We start from the raw sequence: 23,278 nt of genomic DNA, 5'->3' as shown, positions 1-23,278 counted from the left end.
GACGATGGAAAAGACTCTGGAAGGGGTTTGCATCCCCTGCCATCGCGTCGCTCCTTCGAATGCGAGCGTTGGGTATTCGCACAAAAAAACAAAAACTTAATTAAAAATCCCACGGAATTTGACGAACAGCCAAAAAAAGAAGGGCCAGTGATTTTCACTGGCCCTCTTTGTTTAAATCAAAAAGAAGCTGTTTTTGCTCGCAAACTGAAAATATCAGATTAGTCGCAACTTATGGGTCCCCCCACATCAAACCCGCGCTCCCCTATACCCTACAATCAGCCACAAGCACCAACATACCCGCAAGACACGCAACGGCTGCAGCCATCGATTTTTTGCAAGGCGTAAGCGCCGCAGTCCGGGCATTTTTTACCGGTGGCGACATAGCTGATCGGGGCATTGTCGCCCTCGTATGCGAGGTCGTCGAGGCCGTATTGCTGCATGCGCGAGCGGAAGCGTTCGGCCAGTACATGCACCGGAATCTGATTGCCGGCGGCATCGAGATAACCGCGTTTCATCAAGATGCGTTGCAAGGAATAACCGATCGCCGCGACTTCCGATTCATGGAACAGCGGCGCTTGGCTGCCATCGTCCTTGGTCAAGGTGCCGCAGCGTACCGTGCCTTTGTCCCACACCACTTCGCGCATGTCGGCCAAGGCTTTGGAAATTGAACCACCGGAACGCGCGGCCATCGACAGCAAACGCATGCTGGCAGTAATCCATTGTTGGCCATCGTTTTTCTGCCCGGCCGGCATGAAGAATTCGAACGGTCGCTCTATCGTTACGCGTTCGCCGCCGACCATGCCTTGCACATGAATGAAGCTGACCGTCAGGTAGACGGTTTTTCTGCCTTCGTAAGTCATGTACTGTACTTTTGAGGTGACCGATTCGAGGTCGCCGAATGGTCGGCCATCGAATTGTCTGCGCAATAAATCTTCGTCGGCAATGACTTTGTTTTCGACGGCGGCGCTCGCTTCCGGTGCGGCACCTGCCACCGATAACACGCTGCCGAGTATGCTGTTAGGGCGATACGTGGCTAAACCTTTGAGGCCGGCTTGCCAGGCTTCCATGTACAGATTTTGGAAGTCGGCGTACGGATAATCGGCCGGTACATTGACGGTTTTGGAAATCGCCGAGTCGATGTAGGGTTGCACTACTTGCAGCATCTTCATGTGATCGCTGGCCGACATATTGAGGGCCGTAACAAATTGCTGCGGCAATTTACTGTCATCGCTGACATCGTTGCCCATGTGACGATACAAACGCCAAGCGTGATCGGCCACTTCGTAAATGCGCGCATCGCCGACGGCCATGCGTTTTTTACGGTTGTACACCCAGGAAAATGCCGGCTCGATGCCATTGGAGGCATTGTCAGCAAAGGCCAGGGTGATGGTACCGGTCGGCGCGATCGAGAGCAGATGCGAATTGCGCAAGCCGTTTTTCTTGATCGCTGCGCGTACCGCTTTCGGTAAGCGTTGGGCGAAACTGCCGGCCAAATAGTTTTTGCTGTTAAATAAGGGAAATGCGCCTTTTTCACTGGCCAGATCAGCCGAAGCCAAATACGCGGCGTCGCGCATCGCTTCCGATACTTGGCGTGCAAATTCGCGGCCGTCGTCGCTGTCATAGCGAATCCCGAGCATTACCAAGGCGCTGCCGAGGCCGAGGAAGCCAAGGCCGACGCGGCGTTTGGCCATGGCTTCGGCTTCTTGGCGATCGAGTGGCCAGGCCGTGGCGTTGAGTACATTGTCGAGCATGCGCGTGGCGACCGTGACGACTTCGACGAAGGCGGGGAAGTCGAAACTGGCGGCCGCTTCGAAGGGGGCGCGCACGAAGCGGGTCAGGTTGACTGAACCCAAGCAGCAGCAACCGTAATCGGGCAAGGGTTGTTCGGCGCAGGGATTGGTGGCTTCGATGGTTTCGCAGTAGTACAGATTGTTTTCCGCATTCATGCGCGAGAGGAACAGGATGCCCGGTTCGGCGTGGTCGTAAGTCGACTTCATGACAACATCCCACAAATCGCGTGCGCGTATGCTTTCATACACCCAGATGCCATCGTCGCGGCGATAAGCGCCGGCTGCTTTCTTACTTTCACTCGGTTCGGCCTTGTGCACCAGCGCGTAATCAGCATCGCTGGCAACGGCTTGCATGAATTCGTCGGTGACACCGATGGAGATATTGAAGTTACTCAGGCCGCCTTGGTCTTTGGAACGGATGAATTCGAGGATGTCGGGGTGATCGCCACGCAATACGCCCATCTGGGCACCGCGGCGGGCACCGGCTGATTCGACGGTGGAACAGGAGGCATTGAAGACTTGCATGAACGAGACCGGACCAGAGGCGCGTGAGCGGGTACCGCGCACCAAGGCGTCTTTCGGACGAATGCTGGAAAAATCATAGCCGACGCCACCGCCGCGCCGCATGGTTTCAGCGGCATCGGCCAAGGCAGCATAAATGCCGGGCTTGCCGTCAGTCGGGCTGGAAACCGAATCGCCGACCGGTTGCACGAAACAATTGATCAGGGTGGCGTGCAAATCCATGCCGGCGGCAGAATTGATGCGCCCGGCCGGGACGAAGCCGCTTTGCTGCGCCCATAAAAATTGTTCTTCGTAAAATTCGCGTGCTTCTTCCTGCTCCACGCTGGCCAAGGCTTTGGCAACACGGACTTGCACATCGTGGATGCTGGCTTCTGTGCCTTTAGCATATTTTTCGAGCAAGACGTCGAGGGAGATTTCCTGTGGGGCCATGTGTGTGATTCCTTGGGGGTTGATTCGGGAGCAGCGTGTATTGTATTCCAGCGCGAGCAAGTCGTGTCGGACGCCCCTCTCAGCGGTACTTGAATCGCTGACAAGATTGACTGTTATCAATTTTTGATCACGGCTTCCAGCGGTGCTGCCAGGATGTTTATTTAATAAAGGTTTGTAACAGTGCCATGGTTCTGGCCGTCGCGCCTTGGTGGTGAAGAAAGAAGGCATGGGCCGCTTGTCCCATGCTGTGGCGTGGTTCGGTCTTGGCCAGCAGGGCCAGAGCCTGTGCCAGCATGGCATCGGCATCGGCCACCCGTACGGCGGCACCGGCGGCGATGGCTTGATCGGTAATTTCCGAGAAATTGAAGGTGTGCGGACCGGTTAAGGCCGGCTTGCCCATGGCAAAGGCTTCAATCAAATTGTGGCCGCCGAGCGCGACCAGACTGCCGCCGACAAAGGCCAAATCGGCCGCTGCGTAGTACATATACATTTCGCCCATGCTGTCGCCGAGCAAGACATCAATGTCGCTCATGGGGCTGCTGTCGCTTTCCAGTTGCGAACGACGGACAGTGCGCAGGCCGCGTTGCATCAGCAATTGCGCCACCTCATCGAAACGTTGCGGGTGGCGTGGTGTGATGATGAGCAGTGGCTTTTCGGGCGCGCTGGTAGTCAGGCGCATCCAGGCGTCGAGTATCAGGCTTTCTTCGCCGTCGCGAGTGCTGGCGCACAGAAAAATCTGACGTCGACCCAAGCGCTCGCGCAAGGCCGCGCCATGTTGCGCCATCAAGGGCGGTGGGGTAACGTCAAATTTCATATTGCCAGTGATGGACATGCGCGTCATGCCGAGTGCCAGCAAGCGTTCGGCATCGGGCTGTGATTGCGCACCGACGATGGCCAGAGCATGCGCGGCCGGCACCATCAAGGCGGCTAAACGGCGCGCCTTGCCCAGTGATTTTTCTGATAAACGGGCATTGACCAGGCACACCGGTATCGCCTGTTTGCCACATTGTGCAATCAGATTCGGCCAGACCTCAGTTTCCATCAAGATACATAGTTGCGGGCGATGATGGCGCAGGAAACGCCGCATCATCCAATTGATGTCATACGGCAAATACACCTGGCGCAAGCGCGGGGCCACATCGGCAAACAAGCTTGCACCGGTGGCCCGGCCGGTCGCCGTCATATGTGTGAGCAGTAGCTGATGCTGCGGATAGGCCGATAGCAGAGCGCGGATCAGCGGTTCGGCAGCGCGCGTTTCGCCGGCCGAGACGGCATGCACCCACAGGCAGGCCGGATGATCGCCGACACCGCCAGCAGCACCGAAGCGCTCGCCGATATGCCGACGATAACCGGGTTCCTGACGTCCGCGCAGCCATAAGCGGAGCAGGGCAAATGGCAGAGACAGACCCCAAGCCAGAGAATAGAGTAGACGCATGACTTATCTTTTTTTTTAAATTCACCAACACGATACCAATCAGGACGAGCAGATTTAATCGCAGCGGATTAAGTCCGTTCCTGCCGCAGTCAAACAGAAGGGCGGTGGCTAAAACAGGGTAGCGCAAAAGCCTGACGGATAAAACACAGTAGACCGCGTTATTGCCCCCAGACCGCCCGTTTGGGGTAATGATACCGACTAACAGCCCTTTTGCGACAGCTTCTGAAAGAAGCAGGACTATACCCTAAGTCCGGTCGCGCATCATTTTCTTATTCAATAAGCGCCAGATGGGTGCCAAGCCGACGCGCCGTTGTTGTTGGATCAAGCGACGTTTGGCCCACATCTTCGGTAGCCCGCGCAAGGCATCGCGTTTGGCGCGCAGAATCACGGCAGCCTGACCATGGACGATGAAATACCCTATCGTCAGCAGATTGAGTAACAAGTGCAGTGGCAACAGCAGCCAAAACAAAGCGCCCGGCATATTCTTGATGAAGGTCCAGACCAGATTGCGATGGCCATGGTAGACCGAGAAATCACTGCGCTTGCCGGTGATGGCCGAGCCGAGATGGAAGGCGACCGAATCATGCACGTACAGGCAGCGCTGGCCGAGTAATTGGTAGCGGAAACCGAGATCAATATCTTCAACATAACAGAAGTAATCTTCATCGAAACCACCGATCTGCTCGAACACATCACGACGGTACAGGCCGGCGGCGGCACAGGTGGAAAAAATTTCGCGGTCTTGCAAGTGCTCCGGCTGTAAAGCTTGGCCATGGGCTTCGCGCCAGACCAAACCACTGATGTGGTAGGCGTCACCGACGCCATCGAGCAGAGTGCCGGTATTGGCATCCATCAGGCGGCTGCCGAAAATGGCGAACTCGGGATGGGCGACGGCGGCTTCGGCCAATTTGGCCAGCCAATCCGGTTCGGCGAAGGCATCGGGGTTCAGCAAGGCGATCCAATCGCAGGCCGGGTCAGCCAGCCGTACCGCTAAGTTATTGCCGGCGGCGAAGCCGAGATTACTGCCGGCGTTGATCACGCGTACAGTCGGAAACTCCAGGGCTACGGCAGCCCCTGAGCCATCGCTGCTGGCATTGTCGATGACCAGAATTTCATGCGGCGCAAAAGTTTGCCGCAGCAAGGCGGCGACACTACGGCGCAGCATGTCGCCGCCATTCCAATTGACGATGACGACGCAGATTTTCGGGCTGGCAGGAGTGGCGATGACGGGCATGGATACTTTACAAGGAAGACGGGGTAGCCGGCGGATACGCCGCCAGCAGCGACTGCAGCGCCTGCAATACTGCAGTCGGCGACGGTGGGGTGCCGGCGTCGCCGAGGTTGATGATTTTGTTCGACCAGTTGCCGGCGGTTTTCCATTTCGGTGAGGCGCAATACAACTCTATGGTCGGGGTTTCATAGGCGGCGGCAATATGGGTCAAGCCGGTGTCGACGCCGATGGCGATGGCAGCGGCTTGCGCCAAGATAATCGCTTCGGCCATACTCAGGGCTGGCAGCACGCGCGCGTTGGGTAAGGCGGCGGCCATGGCCTTGGCTTCGGCGTGTTCCTCAGCAGTCCCCCACGGTAGCAAGACCGGTAAGCCGAGTTCGGCCAAGTGGCCACCGATGAGCAGCCAATTTTCACGTGCCCATTTTTTGGCGGCCCCGGCGCTGCCATGAAAAAATACGGCATATGGCGTGCTCGGTAACCAGTCCGGCTGCCCGGCTGGTCGCGTAAGGCCGAAGCTGGCCGGGCTGTCGACCGTATAGCCACCAGCGGCCGCTGCGACCAGCCGGCCGCGCAGCACAGCATGGGTCTGGCGTGCTACCGGCACGCTGTGATCGTGAAAAATTCGCGAGATACCTTCGTAACCGGAGCCGGTGGTACCGTTGGCCAAGCCGATTTTGCGCCCGCCCGCGGTGCAGCGTGCCAGTCCCATGATGAGACCGGTTTTCAGCAAGCCTTGGGTATCGAGGATCAAATCATAGCACTCGCGTCGCAGCTCGCGATAGAACTGCTGGATTTCCGCACGGGTGCCGGCACTGCGCAAGCTCTTGCGCCAGCGCCGCAACGCAAAGGGAATGATGCGTGCGACACCGGGATGCAGGCGCACCAGGTTGACATAGGCTTCTTCGACCACCCAATCGATGCTGGCCGTTGGGAAATGGCGTAATAAATCATCGACGACTGGCAGATTATGCAAGACGTCGCCCATGGACGACACGCGGATGAGCAAAATTTTCACGTGCAGGCGCTCACTCAGAATGGCATTTTGGCATCTGGCTTAACGGCCAGAATAGCTTGTTTCAAGGCGTCCTGAATGCGCGCCAATGCCGCCGGCGTTTCTGCTTCGAAACGCATCACCACCACCGGTGTGGTATTGGACGAACGGGCCAGGCCGAAACCATCAGGATATTCGACGCGCAAGCCGTCTATGGTGATGATTTCATCGGCGCCAGGAAAGTTCGCATTGGCTTGCATGGCGGCGATGAGTGCGAAGTTTTCGCCTTCAGCCAATTGTAATTGCAATTCCGGTGTCGAATTCGACTGTGGCAAGGCGTTGAGGGTGGCGCTCATGTCGGCCAGACGGCTGACGATTTCTAACAAACGTGCACCAGCGTAGAGGCCATCATCGAAACCATACCAGCGGTCTTTGAAGAAGATATGACCACTCATTTCGCCACCGAGCGGGGCACCGGTTTCACGCAATTTCGCTTTCACCAGCGAGTGACCGGTTTTCCACATCAAGGGCACACCACCGCGCGCTTTCACCCAAGGGGCGATATGGCGGGTACATTTGACGTCGTACAGAATTTGTTCGCCCGGGTGACGCTTGAGTACATCTTCAGCAAACAACATCAATTGGCGATCTGGGTAAATGATTTGACCATCTTTGGTCACCAAGCCGAGACGGTCGCCGTCGCCATCGAAGGCCAAGCCGATTTCGGCATCACTGCTTTGCAAGCAGCGTATTAAATCTTGCAGATTTTCCGGATGTGCCGGGTCAGGGTGGTGATTCGGGAAGCTGCCATCGACCTCGCAGAACAGTTCGGTGACTTCGCAACCCATACCACGGTACAGGTCGGTGGCAAAGGCACCGGCCACACCATTACCGCAATCGATAGCGATTTTAACCGGGCGGCTGAGTTTGACATCATCGATGATACGCGCCAGATAGGCGGCACGGATATCGTGGGTGCGGTAGCTGCCGCTGCCGACTGCGAAGCTGCCGGCGACGATGGTGTGGTAGAGCGCCGTGATGGTGTCGCCGTAGATCGCTTCGCCAGCCAAGACCATTTTGAAGCCATTGTAATCAGGTGGATTGTGGCTGCCGGTGACCATGATGCCCGAGCGTGCTTCGAGCACATTGGTGGCGAAATACACCATCGGTGTGGCGACCATGCCCAGATCGATGACATCGACACCGCTTGCTTGCAAACCGGCCGCCAACGCGGCGAGTAATTCCGGGCCGGATAAACGGCCGTCACGCCCGATGACTACCGTGGTTTCACCCTTGGCGCGGGCGGCGCTGCCGAAGGCCAGACCGATTTGGCGGGCCACGGCGGCATCGAGGGTTTTGCCGATGATGCCACGGATATCGTAGGCTTTGAAAATACTCGGTGATAGTAGGGACATGATGACCTTCAGAGAATAAGTAATTAAATGGAAACGGGGAGCTGTACAACATTATCGGCAGCGACCTTGCCTGCCGTGGCTTGCCAGATCAAATCTTCAATCCCGCATTGCGGTTGGTACTCTGTCACGATCTGCATCAGTAACTGGCGCATGTGTTGGTAATCGAAGGCATCGCAGGCTTGTTGCAATTGCTGCAGCCATGCGGATAAGGCTTCCCAAGCGATCTCGCTTTCACGCGCGCGCATGATGAGCGGATGTGAAGTGCCTTCGACATTGTCGCCGATCAGCAGTTCTTCGTACAGCTTTTCACCGGGCCGCAAGCCGACGTGCTCAATTTCTATGGTGCCTTTGGGGTTGCTGTCGGTTTTGACTTCGAGTCCGCTCAAGTGCACCATGCGGCGCGCCAGGTCGATGATACGTACCGGTTCACCCATATCGAGCACGAAGACATCGCCGCCTTCGCCCATGGCGCCGGCTTGCAGTACCAACTGTGCGGCTTCCGGGATAGTCATGAAATAGCGTGTGATTTCCGGATGAGTCAAGGTGATCGGGCCGCCGGCCATGATTTGTTTACGGAATAAGGGTACCACCGAGCCCGAAGAGCCGAGCACGTTACCGAAGCGTACCATGCAAAAACGCGTGCTATGCTGACGGCGCGCGCAGGCTTGCAGGATCAGTTCGGCCAGGCGTTTGGTGGTGCCCATGACATTGGTTGGGCGAACCGCTTTGTCGGTGGAAATGAGCACGAAATTCTTAACGCCGGCGCGCATCGCCGCTTCGGCCGTGGCCAGCGTTCCAAACACATTATTCCGTATGCCTTCGGCCGGATTATGCTCGACCAGCGGCACATGCTTGTAGGCGGCAGCGTGATACAGGGTGTCGACGGCGCAGGCGGCAAAAATTTTATCCAGCTTGGCTGCTGCCAAGACACTACCTAAAAACGGCAGAATTTCGACATCGAGGGCGAGCTGGCTGCGCAGGCTTTGTAATTCCTGCTCGATTGCATACAGCGCGTATTCTGACATTTCCAGCAGCACTAAGCGCTTCGGGCGCTGGCGTAAAATTTGGCGACACAATTCAGAACCGATGGAACCGCCGGCACCCGTCACCATCACATGCTTATTGCGTATGCATAGTGCCAGCAGGCGTTCATCGGGGTCGACTTGATCGCGCCCGAGTAAGTCTTCGATTTCTACATCGCGCACATCTTGCACCCGCAATTCACCATTGACCAAGCTTTGTATCGATGGCGTAACCTTGATTTTGATTTTCAAATGTTCGAGTTGATCGAGAATTTGTTTTTGGCGAATTTTTGAAATCGATGGCAAGGCTAATAAGATTTGGCGGATGTCAAAGCGCGGTAACAAGGCATCGATCTCGCTCGGGCTGTACACCTTGATGCCGGCGATGGTGGAACCCTGTATGTGTTTGTTATCATCGACGAAAGCGACGCAGGCATATTCACCGCTGGCACGCAGGGCCCCGGCTAACTGCGCACCGGCTTTGCCGGCACCGTAAATACAAACCGCGATGGCATTGTCAGGCATGTCGGCGCGTTGCAGCCAGGCGCGCGCGAGAAAGCGGCTGGCACCGAGATACAAGATCGAGCCGGCCCAGAAAAATGCAAAGATGGCGCGTGAAATCGGCATGATATGCAGCATCACGCTGATGAAAGCGAGCAGCAGTACCGAAGTGCTGGCACCTAAAAACAGTACGCTGATGATTTTCTGGTCGATGAAACGTACCACCGCGCGGTACAAACCGATGCGCAGGTAAATCGGAATCGACACCAGCGGAATCGAGACGATCAGCCAGAAGTAATGGGTGAACAAGGCCGCGGTGAAGGTTTCGTAACGCAGCCAAATCGCGACGATAAAGCACAGCGGCAGACACAGCGCATCGAGGGCGGCCGCCAACGCTTGTTTTTGCCAACGCTTGAGATGTAACAGGGAATGCAGCATTGGTGCCGGCCTCAATGGGTAATGCCGTCGCGCCGCAAGACCTTGAAAAAGGTCATCAGCAAGATACGCAGATCAAGCAACAGCGAGCGGTGTTGCAGGTAATAGACGTCGAGCGCTACTTTGTCCGGAATCGCCAATTCGTCACGCCCATTCACCTGAGCCCAGCCGGTCAGTCCGGGTGGAATCGTATGAACATTTTTTTCGGTGCGCAGGGCGATCAAATCATGTTGGTTGAACAAGGCCGGGCGTGGGCCGACGAAGCTCATGTCACCGCTGAGTATGCTCCACAATTGCGGCAGCTCGTCGAGGCTGGACTTGCGCAAAAAGGCCCCGATCGGGGTCAGATACTGCTGCGGATTGCTCAACAAATGGGTTGCCACGGCCGGCGTATCGATGCGCATGCTGCGAAACTTTGGCATGCGGAACACCCGATTGGCTATGCCGACCCGGTCCGACCAGTAAATGGCCGGGCCACGTGAAGTCAGTTTCACGCACAGCGCAGTCAGTAATACCGGCAGCAGCAGCAGCAGCGCGGCGACGCTGGCGAGGAGTAAATCGAACAGTCGTTTCAGCATAATTCAGCAGTCTTTTCAACGGTCACTTGCAGACCTTGTTGCAGGGAAAACGGCGGCGTCCAGCCCAGCAAAGTCTGCGCTTTACTGATATCGACTTGCAATGACCAGCACAGGCGTTCGGCCGCGCCGCGCCGCCCTGCGGCTTGTGCCAGCCACAGCAGCAGGGCCGGCGGACAGGGCCACAGGCGTGCCGGTCGCCGCAAGCTGTGGCCACAGGCGCGCAACAAGTCGGCGGTGGAGACATCGCCGCCATCGGAAACCAAAAACACTTCGCCGCGCGCGCGTGGATGAAACAGGCAGGTATCGATCAAACTGAGCAGATTCTCAATATAGACGAAACTGCGACGGTTATTGGTGCTCGCCAGCGGCAGTGGCAAGCCACGCTTGAGCCAGCGCAGCATGCTGAGGAAATTGGCTTTGACGCCGGGTCCATAAATCAGCGGCGGGCGGATGATGGTGATGGCCATGCTGCTGCTGGCAGCCAGTGCCAGCAGCGCCGTTTCGGCTTCGCACTTGGAGACGCCGTAAGGGTCACTAGCCTGTGGTGTATCAGTTTCGCGAAACGCGCTACCGGCTGCCGTGACTTCGCCATTGACCTTGACCGAGCTGATGAAAATGAAATGCCGGACTCCGGCCGCAGCGGCTTGGCGTGCCAAGCTCAGGGTGGCGGCGACATTGACTGCGCGGAACTGTGCCAGCGGATCGCTCGCAGTTTCCTGCATCACATGCACCCGCGCGGCGCAATGAATGACGGCCGCGACGCCGTCCAGCGACGGCGACCAGTCATTGTCGGCGGCCAGTTCCGGCATGATAGGATTGTCCATGCCCGCGGCTTGCCACGTCAGCGGCTGCCGGCTAGGACAAACCAAGCGCTGGCCGCGCGCGAGAAAATAGCGCGCCGCCGCCGAGCCAAGAAAGCCGCTGGCACCGGTGATCAGTATCGTTGTTGGCATCGATGCGGTCCTTCCGACTCAGGCGACACGGGCCGGACGCCGCGCATAGACAAAGTATTTGCGCGAGATAAATTTGAGAAAACTGCGGATAAACCAGTTGGCATGCGGCGAGAGTATGCTGCGATTCTTGTGGGCGGCGAAATGCACGGCCTTGAGTTGCGGATAATAGCGCACCCGTTTGCCGCGCAACAGATACGAGCGGTAACAGAGGTCAACATCTTCAAAATACATGAAATAGCGTTCGTCGAAGCCCTGCAATTTTTCGTAATATGCGGCATCAAAGGCGAGGAAAGCCCCCGAGGCCCAGTCGACTTCGCAGTCGTGCGGCAGATCGGCTTTGTCATAGGCTTGAGTGAGCGAACGCACCCACGCCATCCGGACTGGTGAGAGAAAATCGGGAAAGTGCCGGACATTCGCGTCCGCAGTCAGAAAGGCATGATCTTTACATAAGTTCAGCGTCGCGATCGGCGTGCCGTCACGACGCATCGCAGCGATCAAGGCGCGCAGCGTCGTCGGGCTGATGGCAATGTCGGGGTTCATGACGACGAAACTGTCGTGCGGCTGGAAGCCGACACTGTTTTGGATTTGCCGGAACAGAAAGTTATTATTTTCGCCAAAGCCTAGGCCGGGCGTGCTGTCGGTATAGGAAATCCCATGTTCCAAGCAATACGCCTTGAGCTTGGCCGATGGTTGATTATCTTTGATCGATAAATGAAAATCATCGGCGCGCTCGCGCAGGCCGCCGAGTGCGCTGGCGATCAGCAAATCTTCATGGCCGTGACTGATGATGGCAACATGAATCATAGGGCCAGCCAAGCAGCACAACAATGAGCACAACAGCGAGTAAGAACAGATGACATGAGAACGAAGCCGGTTGACACGACGGTCCGCCAGAGCGGATCAGGTCTTGTTGGTACAGTAATTTCAGTATTGTAAGCTGATACGCGTGTGTCGTAGTGAAATTTGGCAAGGCCGCTCGCGCAGTGCAGCGAACGGCCGGCCGGGGCGGAGCAGGCGCGGACTGACGCAGTGTTTGTCTTAATCAGTCAAACACTGCGCCAAAGCTTGTTGCCAAGATGGTAGGGTAAGACCAAAACGCGCGCACAGGGCACGGGTATCGAGACAGGAATTGACCGGTCGGACGGCCGGTACCGGATACTCCGAGGCTGGAATGCCAGTCAGACTCGGCGCTGCTTTACTGAGCAAACCGGCGGCCTCGGCTTGGGCCAGAATTTCTGCCGTGAAGCCGTACCAACTGGTATGCCCCGTGGTGGTCAGGTTGTAACGACCGCCGTGACTATCCCACCAAGCTTGCGCGGCCTCGCCCGATGGCAGCATGGCGATGATGCTGGCGGTGGTGGCGGCAATCGTCATGGCGGAGCTTGGCGCACCCCATTGGTCGTTGACTACGCGCAGGGCATCGCGTTCAGCCGCCAGACGCAGCATGGTCAGTAAAAAGTTTTTACCGTAGCGTGAATACACCCAACTGGTGCGGAAAATCAGATGCCGGCAACCGCTGGCGATAATCGCTTCCTCACCGGCCAACTTACTGCGGCCGTACACATTGAGCGGATTGGTCGCCGCGTTTTCCGGGTACGGCAGTAAAGCGCCTGCGCTATCGCGTAAGCTACCGTCGAACACATAATCGGTCGAGTAGTGAATCAATCCTATGCCAAGTTGGCGCGCCTGCTGCGCCAATACCCCAGGAGCGGTGGCATTGATCGCCATCGCGCCGGCGACATCTTGCTCGGCCTGGTCGACCGCGGTATACGCGGCAGGATTGATGATCAAGTCAGGTGCGGCAGCGCTGACATAGGCGGCGATGGCAGCCGGATCGGCCAAGTCGAGCTCGGCGCGCAGCGGTGCCAGCACTTCATGCTGCGGCGCGAGCAAGCCCAACAGGGTGCGACCGAGCTGGCCGTTGGTACCGGTCAGCAGGATTTTCATGCAAACACCTCGGCTTGGTCGAGCGCGACACCGGCTTGATCTTTGGCCGATAACTGCGGCGTGCCGCTGATCGGCCAGTCGATGGCCAGTGCCGCATCATTCCATTGCAAGCAACGTTCATGTTCCGGCGCCCAGTAGTCGGTGGTCTTGTAGAGAAATTGCGCGCTTTCGCTGGTGACCACGAAGCCGTGCGCAAACCCGGGCGGCACCCACAACTGACGCTGGTTCTCGGCCGACAGCTCGACTCCGGTCCATTGGCCGAAATGCGGCGAGCTGCGACGCAGATCGACGGCGACATCATAGACGGCACCGGCAATCACGCGCACCAGCTTACCCTGCGGTTGCTTGATTTGATAATGCAGGCCGCGCAAAATATTTTTTGCCGACAGCGAATGGTTATCCTGCACGAAGGGCAGGTCGACGCCGGTCAATTCGGCGAATTTCTTGGCGTTGAAGCTCTCGTAAAAAAAACCGCGTTCATCGCCGAACACGCGTGGTTCGAGGATCAGTACGCCGGGCAGCGAGGTAGGGGTTATTTTCATGTTTTAAAAAGCCTTTTTATCCAACAACTGCAGCAAATAACGGCCGTATTCATTTTTCTTCAGTGGCTGCGCCAGTGTTTCAAGCTGGGCGGCGCTGATGTAATTGCGCCGGAATGCGATTTCTTCCGGGCAGGCTACCTTGAGCCCTTGACGTTTCTCTATGGTTGAGACAAATTGGCCGGCTTCGAGCAGCGATTCATGGGTGCCGGTATCAAGCCAGGCCATGCCACGCCCCATCAACTCGACCGTCAATTGTCCCTGTTGCAGGTAGACATTGTTGACATCGGTAATTTCCAGCTCACCGCGCGCCGATGGTTGGATCGCAGCCGCGATGTCGCATACTTGCGTGTCGTAAAAATACAAGCCGGTGACGGCATAATTCGATTTTGGCTTGAGTGGCTTCTCTTCTATGCTGATGGCTTGGCGGTTGGCATCGAAATCGACCACGCCGTAGCGTTCCGGATCTTGCACGTGGTAGGCAAACACGGTCGCCCCTTCAGTACTGTTGTCGGCGCTGCGCAGTTGCGCATCGAAGTCATGACCGTAGTAAATATTATCGCCAAGAATCAGTGCCGACGGTGAATTGCCGACGAATTCCTTACCGATGATGAAAGCTTGCGCCAAACCATCGGGTGAGGGTTGCACCGCGTACTGTATCGAAATGCCCCATTGCGAACCGTCGCCAAGCAATTCGGCAAAGCGCGGCGTGTCTTGTGGTGTCGAAATGATCAGAATATCGCGGATGCCGGCTAACATCAACGAAGTCAGCGGATAGTAAATCATCGGCTTGTCGTACACCGGTAGTAATTGTTTCGATACCGCCTGAGTGACCGGATACAAACGGGTGCCGGAGCCGCCAGCTAAAATAATTCCCTTGCGTTGCGATTGGTGCAGACTCATAGCGCTTCCTTATTGTTGTATTGCATATCGACCCACTTGGTGTACTCGCCTGATTGCACTTGGCTGACCCATTCATCATTAGCGAGGTACCAGGCGACGGTCTTGCGCAGGCCGGTAGTGAAGGTTTCGGCCGGCTTCCAGCCGAGTTCGCGTTCAATTTTGCGTGCATCGATCGCATAGCGGCGGTCATGCCCGGGGCGGTCGCCGATGTGTTTGATCTGATCGCGATAGCTGCCGACTGCTTTGGCTTGCAATTCATCGAGTAAATCGCAGATGGTATGCACCACGCTCAGATTGGTTTGTTCGTTCCAACCGCCGACGTTATAGGTTTCACCGAGGCGACCGGCTTCGAGTACGCGGCGGATAGCGGCGCAGTGGTCGGTCACATACAGCCAGTCACGTACTTGCAAACCATCGCCGTAGACTGGCAAATCTTTACCGGCGCACGCATTGGTGATGATCAGCGGGATCAGTTTTTCCGGGAAATGGTAGGCACCGTAATTGTTCGAACAATTCGTCGTCAGAACCGGCAGACCGTAGGTGTGGTGGTAGGCGCGTACCAAATGATCGGACGCCGCTTTCGAGGCTGAGTACGGGCTATTCGGCGCATACGCGGTGGTTTCCGAGAACGGCGGGTCTTCGGCCGACAAGGTGCCATAAACTTCATCGGTCGACACATGCAAAAAGCGGAAGGCGCTGCGTTCCGGTTCGGGTAAGCCGTTCCAGTAGGCGCGGCTGGCTTCGAGCAGGGCAAAGGTGCCGTTGACATTGGTGGTGACAAATTCGGCTGGGCCGAGTATCGAACGGTCGACATGGCTTTCAGCGGCAAAATGTAGAATCGCGCGCGGGCGATGTTCGGCAAACAAGGCTGACAGCTTGGCACCGTCACAAATATCGCCCTGCACGAACAGGTGGCGCGCATCGTCGCGCAGGCTGGTGAGATTATTCAAATTGCCGGCATACGTCAATTTGTCGTAGTTAAGAACTGCTTCATCAGATTGAGCCAGCCAGCTCAGGACAAAATTGGCACCGATAAACCCGGCACCGCCAGTGACGAAAATCATTCCAGACTCCTGTAATAAGGATTAATAATGCATTGAATGTAGTTAGCCTGCAATTTTACCTGAATTCAAGCCCACTGAAGCAGAACGCTGTGCTTGATTATGTTGAAAATACAATTTTTTTGCTTTGGAAAAGCTTTTTCCGGCTGCCCTTGCACGCTTTTTAAAAATAGCCTGTGCCTCATGCTTGTCATGGCATAAAATCGCAGCAGCACAAATGGGTGGGGTCGGTTGCGCAGTGTGCAGCCTGTGATTTGCTTGACACGTACTCTATCGTGTAAAAAAATCCAGTAAAGACGCACTTTTTCTCTTGAAAAAGGCGCTGATCGCCCCAAATGCTAGAAAATATGTCATTGAATGGAGAGTAAGGATGCAAGATCAGGAAAATCAAGCAGTCGACCAACATGCCAACGCAGCGGCCGAGCCGCTGATCGACAGCGTTGCGGCAGAAGCGGCGAGCGAAGAAGTGAGTAATTTGGCTACTGAGCAGGCCAAGCTCATCGCCAGCCTTGAAATGAAACTCGCTGAGATGCAAGACGCCTTCATGCGCGCCAAGGCTGACGGCGAAAATATCCGTCGCCGGGCGCAAGAAGATATTTCTAAAGCGCACAAATTTGCCATCGAAGGTTTTGCCGAAGCCATGGTGCCGGTGAAAGATAGCCTGGAAATGGCACTGAAAGTGGAAACTCCTTCGATTGATTCGCTCAAAGAAGGCGTGGAAATGACGCTCAAGCAACTCAGTTCAGCCTTCGAAAAGAACCGCTTGCTCGAAATCAATCCGCAAGCAGGTGAAAAACTCGATCCGATGAAGCATCAAGCCATTTCCATGGTGCCGGCGGAACAAGATGCCAATACGGTGGTAACAGTATTGCAAAAAGGTTACAACATTGCTGACCGCTTGCTGCGTCCGGCTTTGGTCACGGTAGCGCAAGCGAAGTAAAGCAAGTTGCAAGCGTCGGTCGGGACGGGAGCTTGCAGCCGATTGTCCTATATCAAAGGACAGGCATGAAAAGTGTAAAAAAGCCGCAAAATCTCCTTGAAAAGCGGGTTTTTTGCCAAATATCCGAAACAGACGAGTCTTTGACGGTGCCGATGAACAGATCGGACCAGCCAAGTGATTCACCAATATTGTCATATAAATAAAATCTAAATTCTGAGGGAAAATCATGGGAAAAATGATTGGTATTGATTTGGGTACAACCAACTCCTGCGTCGCCATTATGGAAGGCGGCCAGCCGAAAGTCATCGAGAACGCCGAAGGCGCGCGCACTACGCCGTCTATCATTGCGTACCAAGAAGATGGCGAAATCTTGGTCGGTGCTTCGGCCAAGCGCCAGGCAGTGACGAATCCTAAGAACACGCTGTTTGCGGTGAAACGTCTGATCGGCCGTAAGTTTGAAGAAAAAGAAGTGCAGAAAGACATTGCACTGATGCCGTACACGATTTCCAAAGCCGACAATGGCGATGCTTGGGTTTCGGTACGCGATAAACGCTTGGCACCGCCACAGATTTCGGCAGAAGTGCTGCGTAAGATGAAAAAAACGGCCGAAGATTATCTCGGTGAAGAAGTGACTGAAGCCGTCATCACGGTACCGGCTTACTTCAACGATGCACAACGTCAAGCGACTAAAGATGCCGGTCGTATCGCTGGTCTCGATGTCAAGCGCATCATCAATGAGCCGACTGCGGCAGCGCTGGCGTTTGGCTTGGACAAAAAAGAAAAAGGCGACCGTAAAATTGCCGTGTATGACTTGGGCGGCGGTACTTTCGACGTCTCCATCATCGAAATCGCCGACGTTGACGGTGAAATGCAGTTCGAAGTCTTGTCGACCAATGGCGACACCTTCTTAGGTGGTGAAGATTTCGATCAGCGCATCATCGATTTCATCATCAGCGAATTCAAGACCATCAATGGTCTCGATTTGTCGAAAGATCCTATCGCTTTGCAACGCATCAAAGCGTCGGCAGAACGCGCCAAGATCGAATTGTCGAGCGCGCAGCAAACTGAGATCAATGAGCCGTACATCGCCATGGCCAATGGCGCACCGGTTCATCTGAATCTGAAAATTACTCGCGCCAAGCTCGAAGCCTTGGTGGAAGAACTGATCAAGAAAACCATCGAACCATGCCGCATGGCGATCAAAGACGCCGGCGTCAAAACTTCCGACATCGATGACATCATCCTCGTCGGCGGTATGACACGTATGCCTAAGGTGCAGGAACTGGTCAAGGAATTCTTCGGCAAAGAACCGCGCAAAGACGTCAACCCAGATGAAGCAGTGGCGGTAGGCGCGGCGATTCAGGGTTCGGTCTTGTCCGGTGATCGCAAAGATCTGTTGTTGCTCGACGTTACTCCACTGTCACTCGGTATCGAAACCTTGGGTGGCGTGATGACCAAGATGATCCAGAAAAACACCACGATCCCGACCAAGTTCAGCCAAGTCTTTTCGACTGCGGACGACAATCAGCCGGCCGTGACGATCAAAGTCTTCCAAGGTGAACGCGAAATCGCCGCCGGTAACAAAGGCCTCGGTGAATTCAATCTCGAAGGCATTCCACCATCGGCACGCGGTACACCGCAAATTGAAGTAACCTTTGATATTGATGCCAACGGTATTTTGCATGTCGGTGCCAAAGACAAAGCTACTGGCAAAGAAAACAAAATCACGATCAAAGCCAATTCCGGCCTGACTGAAGAAGAAATTCAGAAAATGGTCAAGGATGCCGAGTTGAACGCCGAAGAAGATAAAAAGGTCAAGGAATTGGCTGAGTCGCGCAATCAGGGCGATGCACTGATTCATTCGACTAAAAAAGCGTTGGCCGAACACGGCGAAAAACTCGAAGCTGGCGAGAAAGAGAAAATCGAAACAGCGATCAAAGAACTTGAAGATGTCTTGAAATCGGGCGATAAGACCGAAATCGATACCAAACTCGGCGCTTTGTCGACCGCTTCGCAAAAACTCGGCGAAAAAGTCTATGCTGATATGCAAGCGCAACAGGCTGCGGCCGGTGCGGCCGGTGGTGCAGCGGGTGCCGCGCCGGGTGCTGAGAGCAAAGCAGCTGACGACGATGTGGTTGATGCTGATTTCAAAGAAGTGAAAGACAACAAGTAATCCCTAGTCTGACGGGGCGCGCTGGAGTCATACTCTGTTGCGCTCTTGTCATCACTCGCCGGGTGGCTCGCGCAAGCGGTGCCGGCCCGGCGTTTGCGCTTAAGTCGGCGCTTATTAAAGAGGTTAACAAGAGATGGCGAAGCGTGATTTTTATGAAATTCTCGGAGTCGGTAAAAACGCCTCAGAAGAAGAAATCAAAAAGGCTTATCGCAAGCTGGCGATGAAATACCATCCGGACCGCAATCCGGATAACAAGGCCGCGGAAGAAAAATTCAAAGAAGGCAAAGAAGCCTACGAGATGCTGTCCGACAGCCAGAAGCGTGATGCTTATGACCGTTACGGTCACGCCGGTGTCGATCCGAATATGGGTGGCGGTGGTGGCGGTGGCAATGGTGGCGGTTTCGCCGATGCCTTCGGCGATATCTTCGGCGATATCTTCGGTGGCGGCGGCGGTGGCCGTCGCAGCGCCGGTCCGCAGGTATATCGCGGTGCCGATTTGCGTTACAACTTGGAAATCAGCTTGGAACAGGCTGCCAATGGTTTCGACACGACTATCCGGGTACCGAGCTGGGATGGTTGCGACACCTGCCACGGCTCCGGTGCCAAGCCGGGTACCTCGCCGGTCACTTGCACCACCTGCGCCGGACATGGCCAGGTACGCATGCAGCAAGGGATGTTCAGTATTCAGCAAACTTGTCCTAAGTGCCATGGCACTGGCAAGATGATTCCGGAACCATGTCCTACTTGTGCCGGTGTCGGTCGTATCAAACGCAACAAAACTCTGGAAGTCAAAATCCCGGCCGGGATTGATGACAGCATGCGCATTCGCTCTTCCGGTAACGGTGAGCCCGGTGTTAACGGTGGCCCGCCGGGCGACTTGTATGTGGAAATTCACATCAAGCAGCATCCGGTGTTCCAACGCGAAGGCGACGATCTGCATTGCGAAATTCCGATTTCCTTTGTCAAGGCAGCGCTGGGCGGCGATATCGAAGTTCCCACTTTAAGTGGCAAAGCTTCGTTTACCGTGCCGGAGGGTACCCAGTCGGGTAAAACTTTCCGTTTGCGTAGCAAGGGCGTCAAAGGGGTACGTTCCGGTTATGCCGGCGACTTGTTCTGCCACGTCGTGATCGAAACGCCTGTGAAGCTGACGGATAAACAGAAAGATTTATTGCGCGAGTTTGAGTTGCTGACGGTAGAAGGCGGTGCCAAGCATAATCCACAGAGTAAAACCTGGATGGATAAAGTCAAAAAGTTCTTTGAGTAAAACCTGCGCCACACAAGGCGCACGGGAAAAAACCTGCCAGATCTTGATCTGGCAGGTTTTTTTTTAGAAGAAGTGCTCGGGAAATGAGCACAGCAAACAATGAGGGATAAGGTAAGCTAACCGACCACCCTGACAAACTGTCGAGTGGACCATATAACAGGACGGCGTACACCGGAGCATACCGGTCAGCAGCGCTGCCACATCCTATCCGGAGACATGTAATGAACTACCACGCTTACCCTCGCTGTATCCTGGCGCTGTTGCTTGCTGTCAGCGCTACCTTGTCAACTGCCACCGAAGTCGCCGGCATCAAGCTCGATGACACGGTGCATGTGGCCAATACCGAATTGAAACTCAATGGTGCCGGCATCCGCTACAAGGCGATATTCAAAGTCTATGTGGCCGGCCTGTATTTGACCGAGAAAAAAACCACGGTTCCTGAAGTGCTGGCCGCAGCCGGGCCTCGACGTGTCACCATCGTCATGTTGCGCGACCTGAGCAATGAAGATTTTGGCCGTGGTTTCATGGATGGCATTCGTAAAAATACTGATAAAGTCGAAAAATCAAAACTGACGTCGCAATTTCTGCGTTTCGGCGAGCTGTTTGCTTCGGTACCGGAACTGAAAAAAGGCGATATCATGACCAATGATTGGATTCCTGGCGTGGGCACCATCGTTTCTTTGAATGGCAAAAAAATGGGCGAACCGTACCCCGATATCGCATTTTACAACGCCTTGCTGCGCATCTGGCTCGGTGAAAGCCCGGTCGACAGCGGTCTCAAGAAAGCCATGCTGGCCGAGAGCGAAGGACGCAGCACCTTCCGTTAATCTGCCCGACAGCGACCGGACTGATATAGTTTGCGCCAAGTCCGGGCGCAGCGCGGCCAGAAAGGTTAAAATCACGCCTGTTTCAAATACAGGGCCAGATGATGACAGACCAAATGCGTAAAGAATTAAGTCCAGCGCAACTATTCGAAAATAATCGACTGTGGGCTCAGGCGATACGCAGTAAAGATGCTGATTTTTTCAAAAAACTCGCCGCCCAACAAAATCCTGAATACTTGTGGATAGGCTGCTCTGACAGCCGAGTGCCGGCCAATGAATTGCTCGGCTTATTGCCCGGAGAATTATTCGTTCATCGCAATATCGCCAATGTCGTCGTACATTCCGATCTTAATTGCCTGTCGGTTTTACAATTTGCCGTCGACGTGCTCGGCGTGAAACATATCATTATTTGTGGTCATTATGGCTGCTCCGGCGTGCATGCTGCCATGACCGGACGACGCGTCGGCCTGGCCGATAATTGGCTGCGCCATGTGCAAGACGTGCATCAAAAGCATGAACGGTATCTCGGTGAAACGCTCTCCATGCGTGAACGCAGTGAGCGTTTATGTGAACTCAATGTGATCGAACAAGTCGTCAATGTCTGTCAAACCACAGTAGTGCAAGATGCCTGGTTACGTGAGCAGCCCTTGACTGTGCACGGTTGGGTCTACGGCTTGCAAGATGGTTTGCTCAATGAATTGGGCATGTCGATTGCCTCACAAGACGTGCTGGCGGCACAAGTTGAAGCGAGTTTGTTGCGCTATCAAGCCTAGGAGCTGACGATGACCGCCACCACCAGTCGCCTGCGCCTGATCCTCGGTGATCAGTTGTCGCCGCAGCATAGTTGGTTTCGACAATGCGATGAGACGATTTTGTATGTGCTCATGGAATGTCGCTCCGAAACCGATTATGTGCTGCATCATGCACAAAAAATTCTGGCCATCTTCGCCGCCATGCGTGATTTTGCGCGTCAGTTGCAAGCTGCTGGCCATCGCGTTCACTATCTGGCCATCGATGACGTGGCTAACCGTCATAGTTTTGCTGGCAATCTTGATCTGCTGCTGGCGCAGTATGCGGCCAACCATATCGATTACCAAGCTCCTGATGAATATCGGCTAGATCAGCATCTGGCGGCGTATCGTCCGGACGGTGTCAGCGTGAGCATGGTCGGCAGCGAACACTTCTATACCGAGCGTGATAGCGGCACGCAATTGTTTGCCGGACGTAAGAAATGGTTGCAGGAGCATTTTTACCGCAGTTTGCGCAAACAATACCGGGTCTTACTCGATGATGACGAGCAGCCGCTCGGCGGCCAGTGGAATTTTGATGCCGACAACCGTGGTAGCTGGAAAGGTGTGCCGGCTGAGCCGGTCGACCGCCGGCCACGGCATGATCATAGCCAATTATGGCAAACCATCACAGCCGCCGGCGTGGCCAGTTTCGGTGCGCCGAATGCCGAACAATTCGGCTGGGTATTGAATCGTAGCGAAGCGCTGCAGCAGCTTGATGCTTTCATCGAGCATGGCTTGCCCTATTTCGGGCAATTTCAAGATGCCATGAGTGTGCATGCCTGGCGTATGTTTCATTCGCTGTTGTCGTTTGCCCTCAATACCAAGATGCTCGCCCCTTACGAAGTGGTGCAAAGGGTCGAGGCCGCGACACGCGCCGGCCACGCCCCGCTGGCGGCGGCCGAAGGCTATATTCGCCAGATCCTCGGCTGGCGCGAATACATACGTTGCGTGTATTGGGCGCGCATGCCCGGCTATGAAGAAGAGAATTTTTTTCAGCACCAGCGGCCGCTGCCGAGTTGGTTTTGGAGCGGTGCGACCAAGATGCGCTGCGTGGCGAGCGTGCTGCAACAATCGCTGCAACAAGCCCATGCGCACCACATTCAACGCTTAATGGTGATTGGTAACTTCGCCTTGTTAGCCGGCTTGGACCCGGCCGCCTTACACCGCTGGTATCTCGGTATTTACATCGATGCCTTCGAATGGGTGGAATTGCCCAATACTCTGGGCATGAGCCAATTTGCCGATGGCGGCATGCTGGCGACCAAGCCCTATGTCAGTGCCGCCGCCTACATCGATAAAATGAGCGACTATTGTAAAGGCTGCCATTACGATAAGAAGCAGCGTATCGGTGAACGCGCTTGTCCCTACAATGCCTTGTACTGGGATTTTTTCAGTCGCAATGAAGATAAATTGGCGAGCAATCCGCGCATTGGCATGGTGTACCCACAATTGCGTAAAATGGATCCTGACATGCGTCAACAAATCACCGCGCAAGCCGAGTATTGGCGTGTCAATCTTGAGCAGTTGTAAGCGT

General features: G+C 55.3%; 20 protein-coding genes. 7 read left to right on the top strand and 13 right to left on the bottom strand.

Annotated features, from left to right (window positions below):
- Positions 1-222: hypothetical protein (locus tag QN359_RS13485; protein ID WP_323493586.1), on the top strand; the 222-nt coding region annotated here is incomplete at its 5' end.
- A 53-nt stretch (positions 223-275) separates the two neighbouring features.
- Here QN359_RS13485 and QN359_RS13480 read toward each other — a convergent pair.
- The 13 genes from QN359_RS13480 to rfbB form a co-directional block, all read right to left on the bottom strand.
- Positions 276-2,741, bottom strand: coding sequence for an adenosylcobalamin-dependent ribonucleoside-diphosphate reductase (locus tag QN359_RS13480; RefSeq protein ID WP_322249574.1), 2,466 nt, complete (start codon positions 2,739-2,741; stop codon positions 276-278).
- Between the two features lie 157 nt (positions 2,742-2,898).
- Complete coding sequence (gene waaA / locus QN359_RS13475; protein ID WP_322249573.1) at positions 2,899-4,176, bottom strand: lipid IV(A) 3-deoxy-D-manno-octulosonic acid transferase; 1,278 nt, start codon at positions 4,174-4,176, stop codon at positions 2,899-2,901.
- A 244-nt stretch (positions 4,177-4,420) separates the two neighbouring features.
- Complete coding sequence (locus QN359_RS13470; protein WP_322249572.1) at positions 4,421-5,410, bottom strand: glycosyltransferase family 2 protein; 990 nt, start codon at positions 5,408-5,410, stop codon at positions 4,421-4,423.
- Positions 5,411-5,417: 7 nt separating this feature from the next.
- Positions 5,418-6,422: a lipopolysaccharide heptosyltransferase I gene (gene waaC, locus QN359_RS13465; protein ID WP_322249571.1), complete on the bottom strand. Its 1,005-nt coding sequence runs from the start codon at positions 6,420-6,422 to the stop codon at positions 5,418-5,420.
- A 14-nt stretch (positions 6,423-6,436) separates the two neighbouring features.
- Positions 6,437-7,813, bottom strand: coding sequence for a phosphomannomutase/phosphoglucomutase (locus QN359_RS13460; protein ID WP_322249570.1), 1,377 nt, complete (start codon positions 7,811-7,813; stop codon positions 6,437-6,439).
- A gap of 23 nt (positions 7,814-7,836) precedes the next feature.
- A complete protein-coding gene (locus tag QN359_RS13455; RefSeq protein WP_322249569.1) occupies positions 7,837-9,774 on the bottom strand; it encodes a nucleoside-diphosphate sugar epimerase/dehydratase in 1,938 nt (645 codons plus the stop codon).
- Between the two features lie 11 nt (positions 9,775-9,785).
- Positions 9,786-10,346, bottom strand: a complete 561-nt coding sequence (locus QN359_RS13450) for a sugar transferase (RefSeq protein WP_322251026.1) — start codon at positions 10,344-10,346, stop codon at positions 9,786-9,788.
- Complete coding sequence (locus QN359_RS13445) at positions 10,343-11,302, bottom strand: NAD-dependent epimerase/dehydratase family protein (protein WP_322249568.1); 960 nt, start codon at positions 11,300-11,302, stop codon at positions 10,343-10,345. The genes QN359_RS13450 and QN359_RS13445 overlap by 4 nt, the downstream gene beginning before the upstream one ends.
- 18 nt (positions 11,303-11,320) lie before the next feature.
- Positions 11,321-12,106, bottom strand: coding sequence for a glycosyltransferase (locus QN359_RS13440; protein ID WP_322249567.1), 786 nt, complete (start codon positions 12,104-12,106; stop codon positions 11,321-11,323).
- A gap of 234 nt (positions 12,107-12,340) precedes the next feature.
- Positions 12,341-13,249, bottom strand: a complete 909-nt coding sequence (gene rfbD / locus QN359_RS13435; RefSeq protein WP_322249566.1) for a dTDP-4-dehydrorhamnose reductase — start codon at positions 13,247-13,249, stop codon at positions 12,341-12,343.
- On the bottom strand, positions 13,246-13,791 hold the full coding sequence (gene rfbC / locus QN359_RS13430) for a dTDP-4-dehydrorhamnose 3,5-epimerase (RefSeq protein ID WP_322249565.1): 546 nt from the start codon (positions 13,789-13,791) through the stop codon (positions 13,246-13,248). The genes rfbD and rfbC overlap by 4 nt, the downstream gene beginning before the upstream one ends.
- A 3-nt stretch (positions 13,792-13,794) precedes the next feature.
- Positions 13,795-14,691 (bottom strand): glucose-1-phosphate thymidylyltransferase RfbA, encoded by an 897-nt coding sequence (rfbA, locus tag QN359_RS13425; RefSeq protein ID WP_322249564.1) that lies wholly within the window; start codon positions 14,689-14,691, stop codon positions 13,795-13,797.
- On the bottom strand, positions 14,688-15,755 hold the full coding sequence (gene rfbB, locus QN359_RS13420; protein WP_322249563.1) for a dTDP-glucose 4,6-dehydratase: 1,068 nt from the start codon (positions 15,753-15,755) through the stop codon (positions 14,688-14,690). Before rfbB ends, rfbA begins: the two co-directional genes overlap by 4 nt.
- Positions 15,756-16,122: 367 nt before the next feature.
- Between rfbB and grpE the strand changes: the two genes are divergently transcribed.
- The 6 genes from grpE (at position 16,123) to QN359_RS13390 (ending at position 23,274) form a co-directional block, all read left to right on the top strand.
- Positions 16,123-16,692 (top strand): nucleotide exchange factor GrpE, encoded by a 570-nt coding sequence (gene grpE, locus QN359_RS13415; RefSeq protein ID WP_322249562.1) that lies wholly within the window; start codon positions 16,123-16,125, stop codon positions 16,690-16,692.
- A 226-nt stretch (positions 16,693-16,918) separates the two neighbouring features.
- Positions 16,919-18,865: a molecular chaperone DnaK gene (gene dnaK / locus QN359_RS13410; RefSeq protein WP_322249561.1), complete on the top strand. Its 1,947-nt coding sequence runs from the start codon at positions 16,919-16,921 to the stop codon at positions 18,863-18,865.
- 133 nt (positions 18,866-18,998) lie between these two features.
- Positions 18,999-20,129 (top strand): molecular chaperone DnaJ, encoded by a 1,131-nt coding sequence (dnaJ, locus tag QN359_RS13405; protein ID WP_322249560.1) that lies wholly within the window; start codon positions 18,999-19,001, stop codon positions 20,127-20,129.
- Positions 20,130-20,350: 221 nt separating this feature from the next.
- Positions 20,351-20,956, top strand: a complete 606-nt coding sequence (locus QN359_RS13400; protein ID WP_322249559.1) for a chalcone isomerase family protein — start codon at positions 20,351-20,353, stop codon at positions 20,954-20,956.
- A gap of 101 nt (positions 20,957-21,057) precedes the next feature.
- A complete protein-coding gene (gene can, locus QN359_RS13395) occupies positions 21,058-21,726 on the top strand; it encodes a carbonate dehydratase (protein WP_322249558.1) in 669 nt (222 codons plus the stop codon).
- Positions 21,727-21,735: 9 nt separating this feature from the next.
- Positions 21,736-23,274, top strand: coding sequence for a cryptochrome/photolyase family protein (locus QN359_RS13390; protein WP_322249557.1), 1,539 nt, complete (start codon positions 21,736-21,738; stop codon positions 23,272-23,274).
- The last annotated feature ends 4 nt before the right edge of the window (positions 23,275-23,278 follow it).

The organism is Undibacterium sp. 5I2, from assembly GCF_035019605.1.
Classification (GTDB): domain Bacteria; phylum Pseudomonadota; class Gammaproteobacteria; order Burkholderiales; family Burkholderiaceae_D; genus Undibacterium.
This window is presented reverse-complemented; position numbering and strand designations above follow the sequence as displayed.

What these genes read in the sequence shown, in the direction of transcription:
- rfbC (WP_322249565.1), bottom strand. Translation starts at nt 13,791, where the DNA reads ATGAAAATAACCCCTACCTCGCTGCCCGGCGTACTGATCCTCGAACCA.
- rfbA (WP_322249564.1), bottom strand. Translation starts at nt 14,691, where the DNA reads ATGAGTCTGCACCAATCGCAACGCAAGGGAATTATTTTAGCTGGCGGC.
- rfbB (WP_322249563.1), bottom strand. Translation starts at nt 15,755, where the DNA reads ATGATTTTCGTCACTGGCGGTGCCGGGTTTATCGGTGCCAATTTTGTC.
- grpE (WP_322249562.1), top strand. Translation starts at nt 16,123, where the DNA reads ATGCAAGATCAGGAAAATCAAGCAGTCGACCAACATGCCAACGCAGCG.
- rfbD (WP_322249566.1), bottom strand. Translation starts at nt 13,249, where the DNA reads ATGAAAATCCTGCTGACCGGTACCAACGGCCAGCTCGGTCGCACCCTG.
- QN359_RS13390 (WP_322249557.1), top strand. Translation starts at nt 21,736, where the DNA reads ATGACCGCCACCACCAGTCGCCTGCGCCTGATCCTCGGTGATCAGTTG.
- dnaK (WP_322249561.1), top strand. Translation starts at nt 16,919, where the DNA reads ATGGGAAAAATGATTGGTATTGATTTGGGTACAACCAACTCCTGCGTC.
- QN359_RS13470 (WP_322249572.1), bottom strand. Translation starts at nt 5,410, where the DNA reads ATGCCCGTCATCGCCACTCCTGCCAGCCCGAAAATCTGCGTCGTCATC.
- QN359_RS13445 (WP_322249568.1), bottom strand. Translation starts at nt 11,302, where the DNA reads ATGCCAACAACGATACTGATCACCGGTGCCAGCGGCTTTCTTGGCTCG.
- QN359_RS13440 (WP_322249567.1), bottom strand. Translation starts at nt 12,106, where the DNA reads ATGATTCATGTTGCCATCATCAGTCACGGCCATGAAGATTTGCTGATC.
- can (WP_322249558.1), top strand. Translation starts at nt 21,058, where the DNA reads ATGACAGACCAAATGCGTAAAGAATTAAGTCCAGCGCAACTATTCGAA.
- waaA (WP_322249573.1), bottom strand. Translation starts at nt 4,176, where the DNA reads ATGCGTCTACTCTATTCTCTGGCTTGGGGTCTGTCTCTGCCATTTGCC.
- QN359_RS13400 (WP_322249559.1), top strand. Translation starts at nt 20,351, where the DNA reads ATGAACTACCACGCTTACCCTCGCTGTATCCTGGCGCTGTTGCTTGCT.
- QN359_RS13455 (WP_322249569.1), bottom strand. Translation starts at nt 9,774, where the DNA reads ATGCTGCATTCCCTGTTACATCTCAAGCGTTGGCAAAAACAAGCGTTG.
- dnaJ (WP_322249560.1), top strand. Translation starts at nt 18,999, where the DNA reads ATGGCGAAGCGTGATTTTTATGAAATTCTCGGAGTCGGTAAAAACGCC.
- QN359_RS13460 (WP_322249570.1), bottom strand. Translation starts at nt 7,813, where the DNA reads ATGTCCCTACTATCACCGAGTATTTTCAAAGCCTACGATATCCGTGGC.
- QN359_RS13480 (WP_322249574.1), bottom strand. Translation starts at nt 2,741, where the DNA reads ATGGCCCCACAGGAAATCTCCCTCGACGTCTTGCTCGAAAAATATGCT.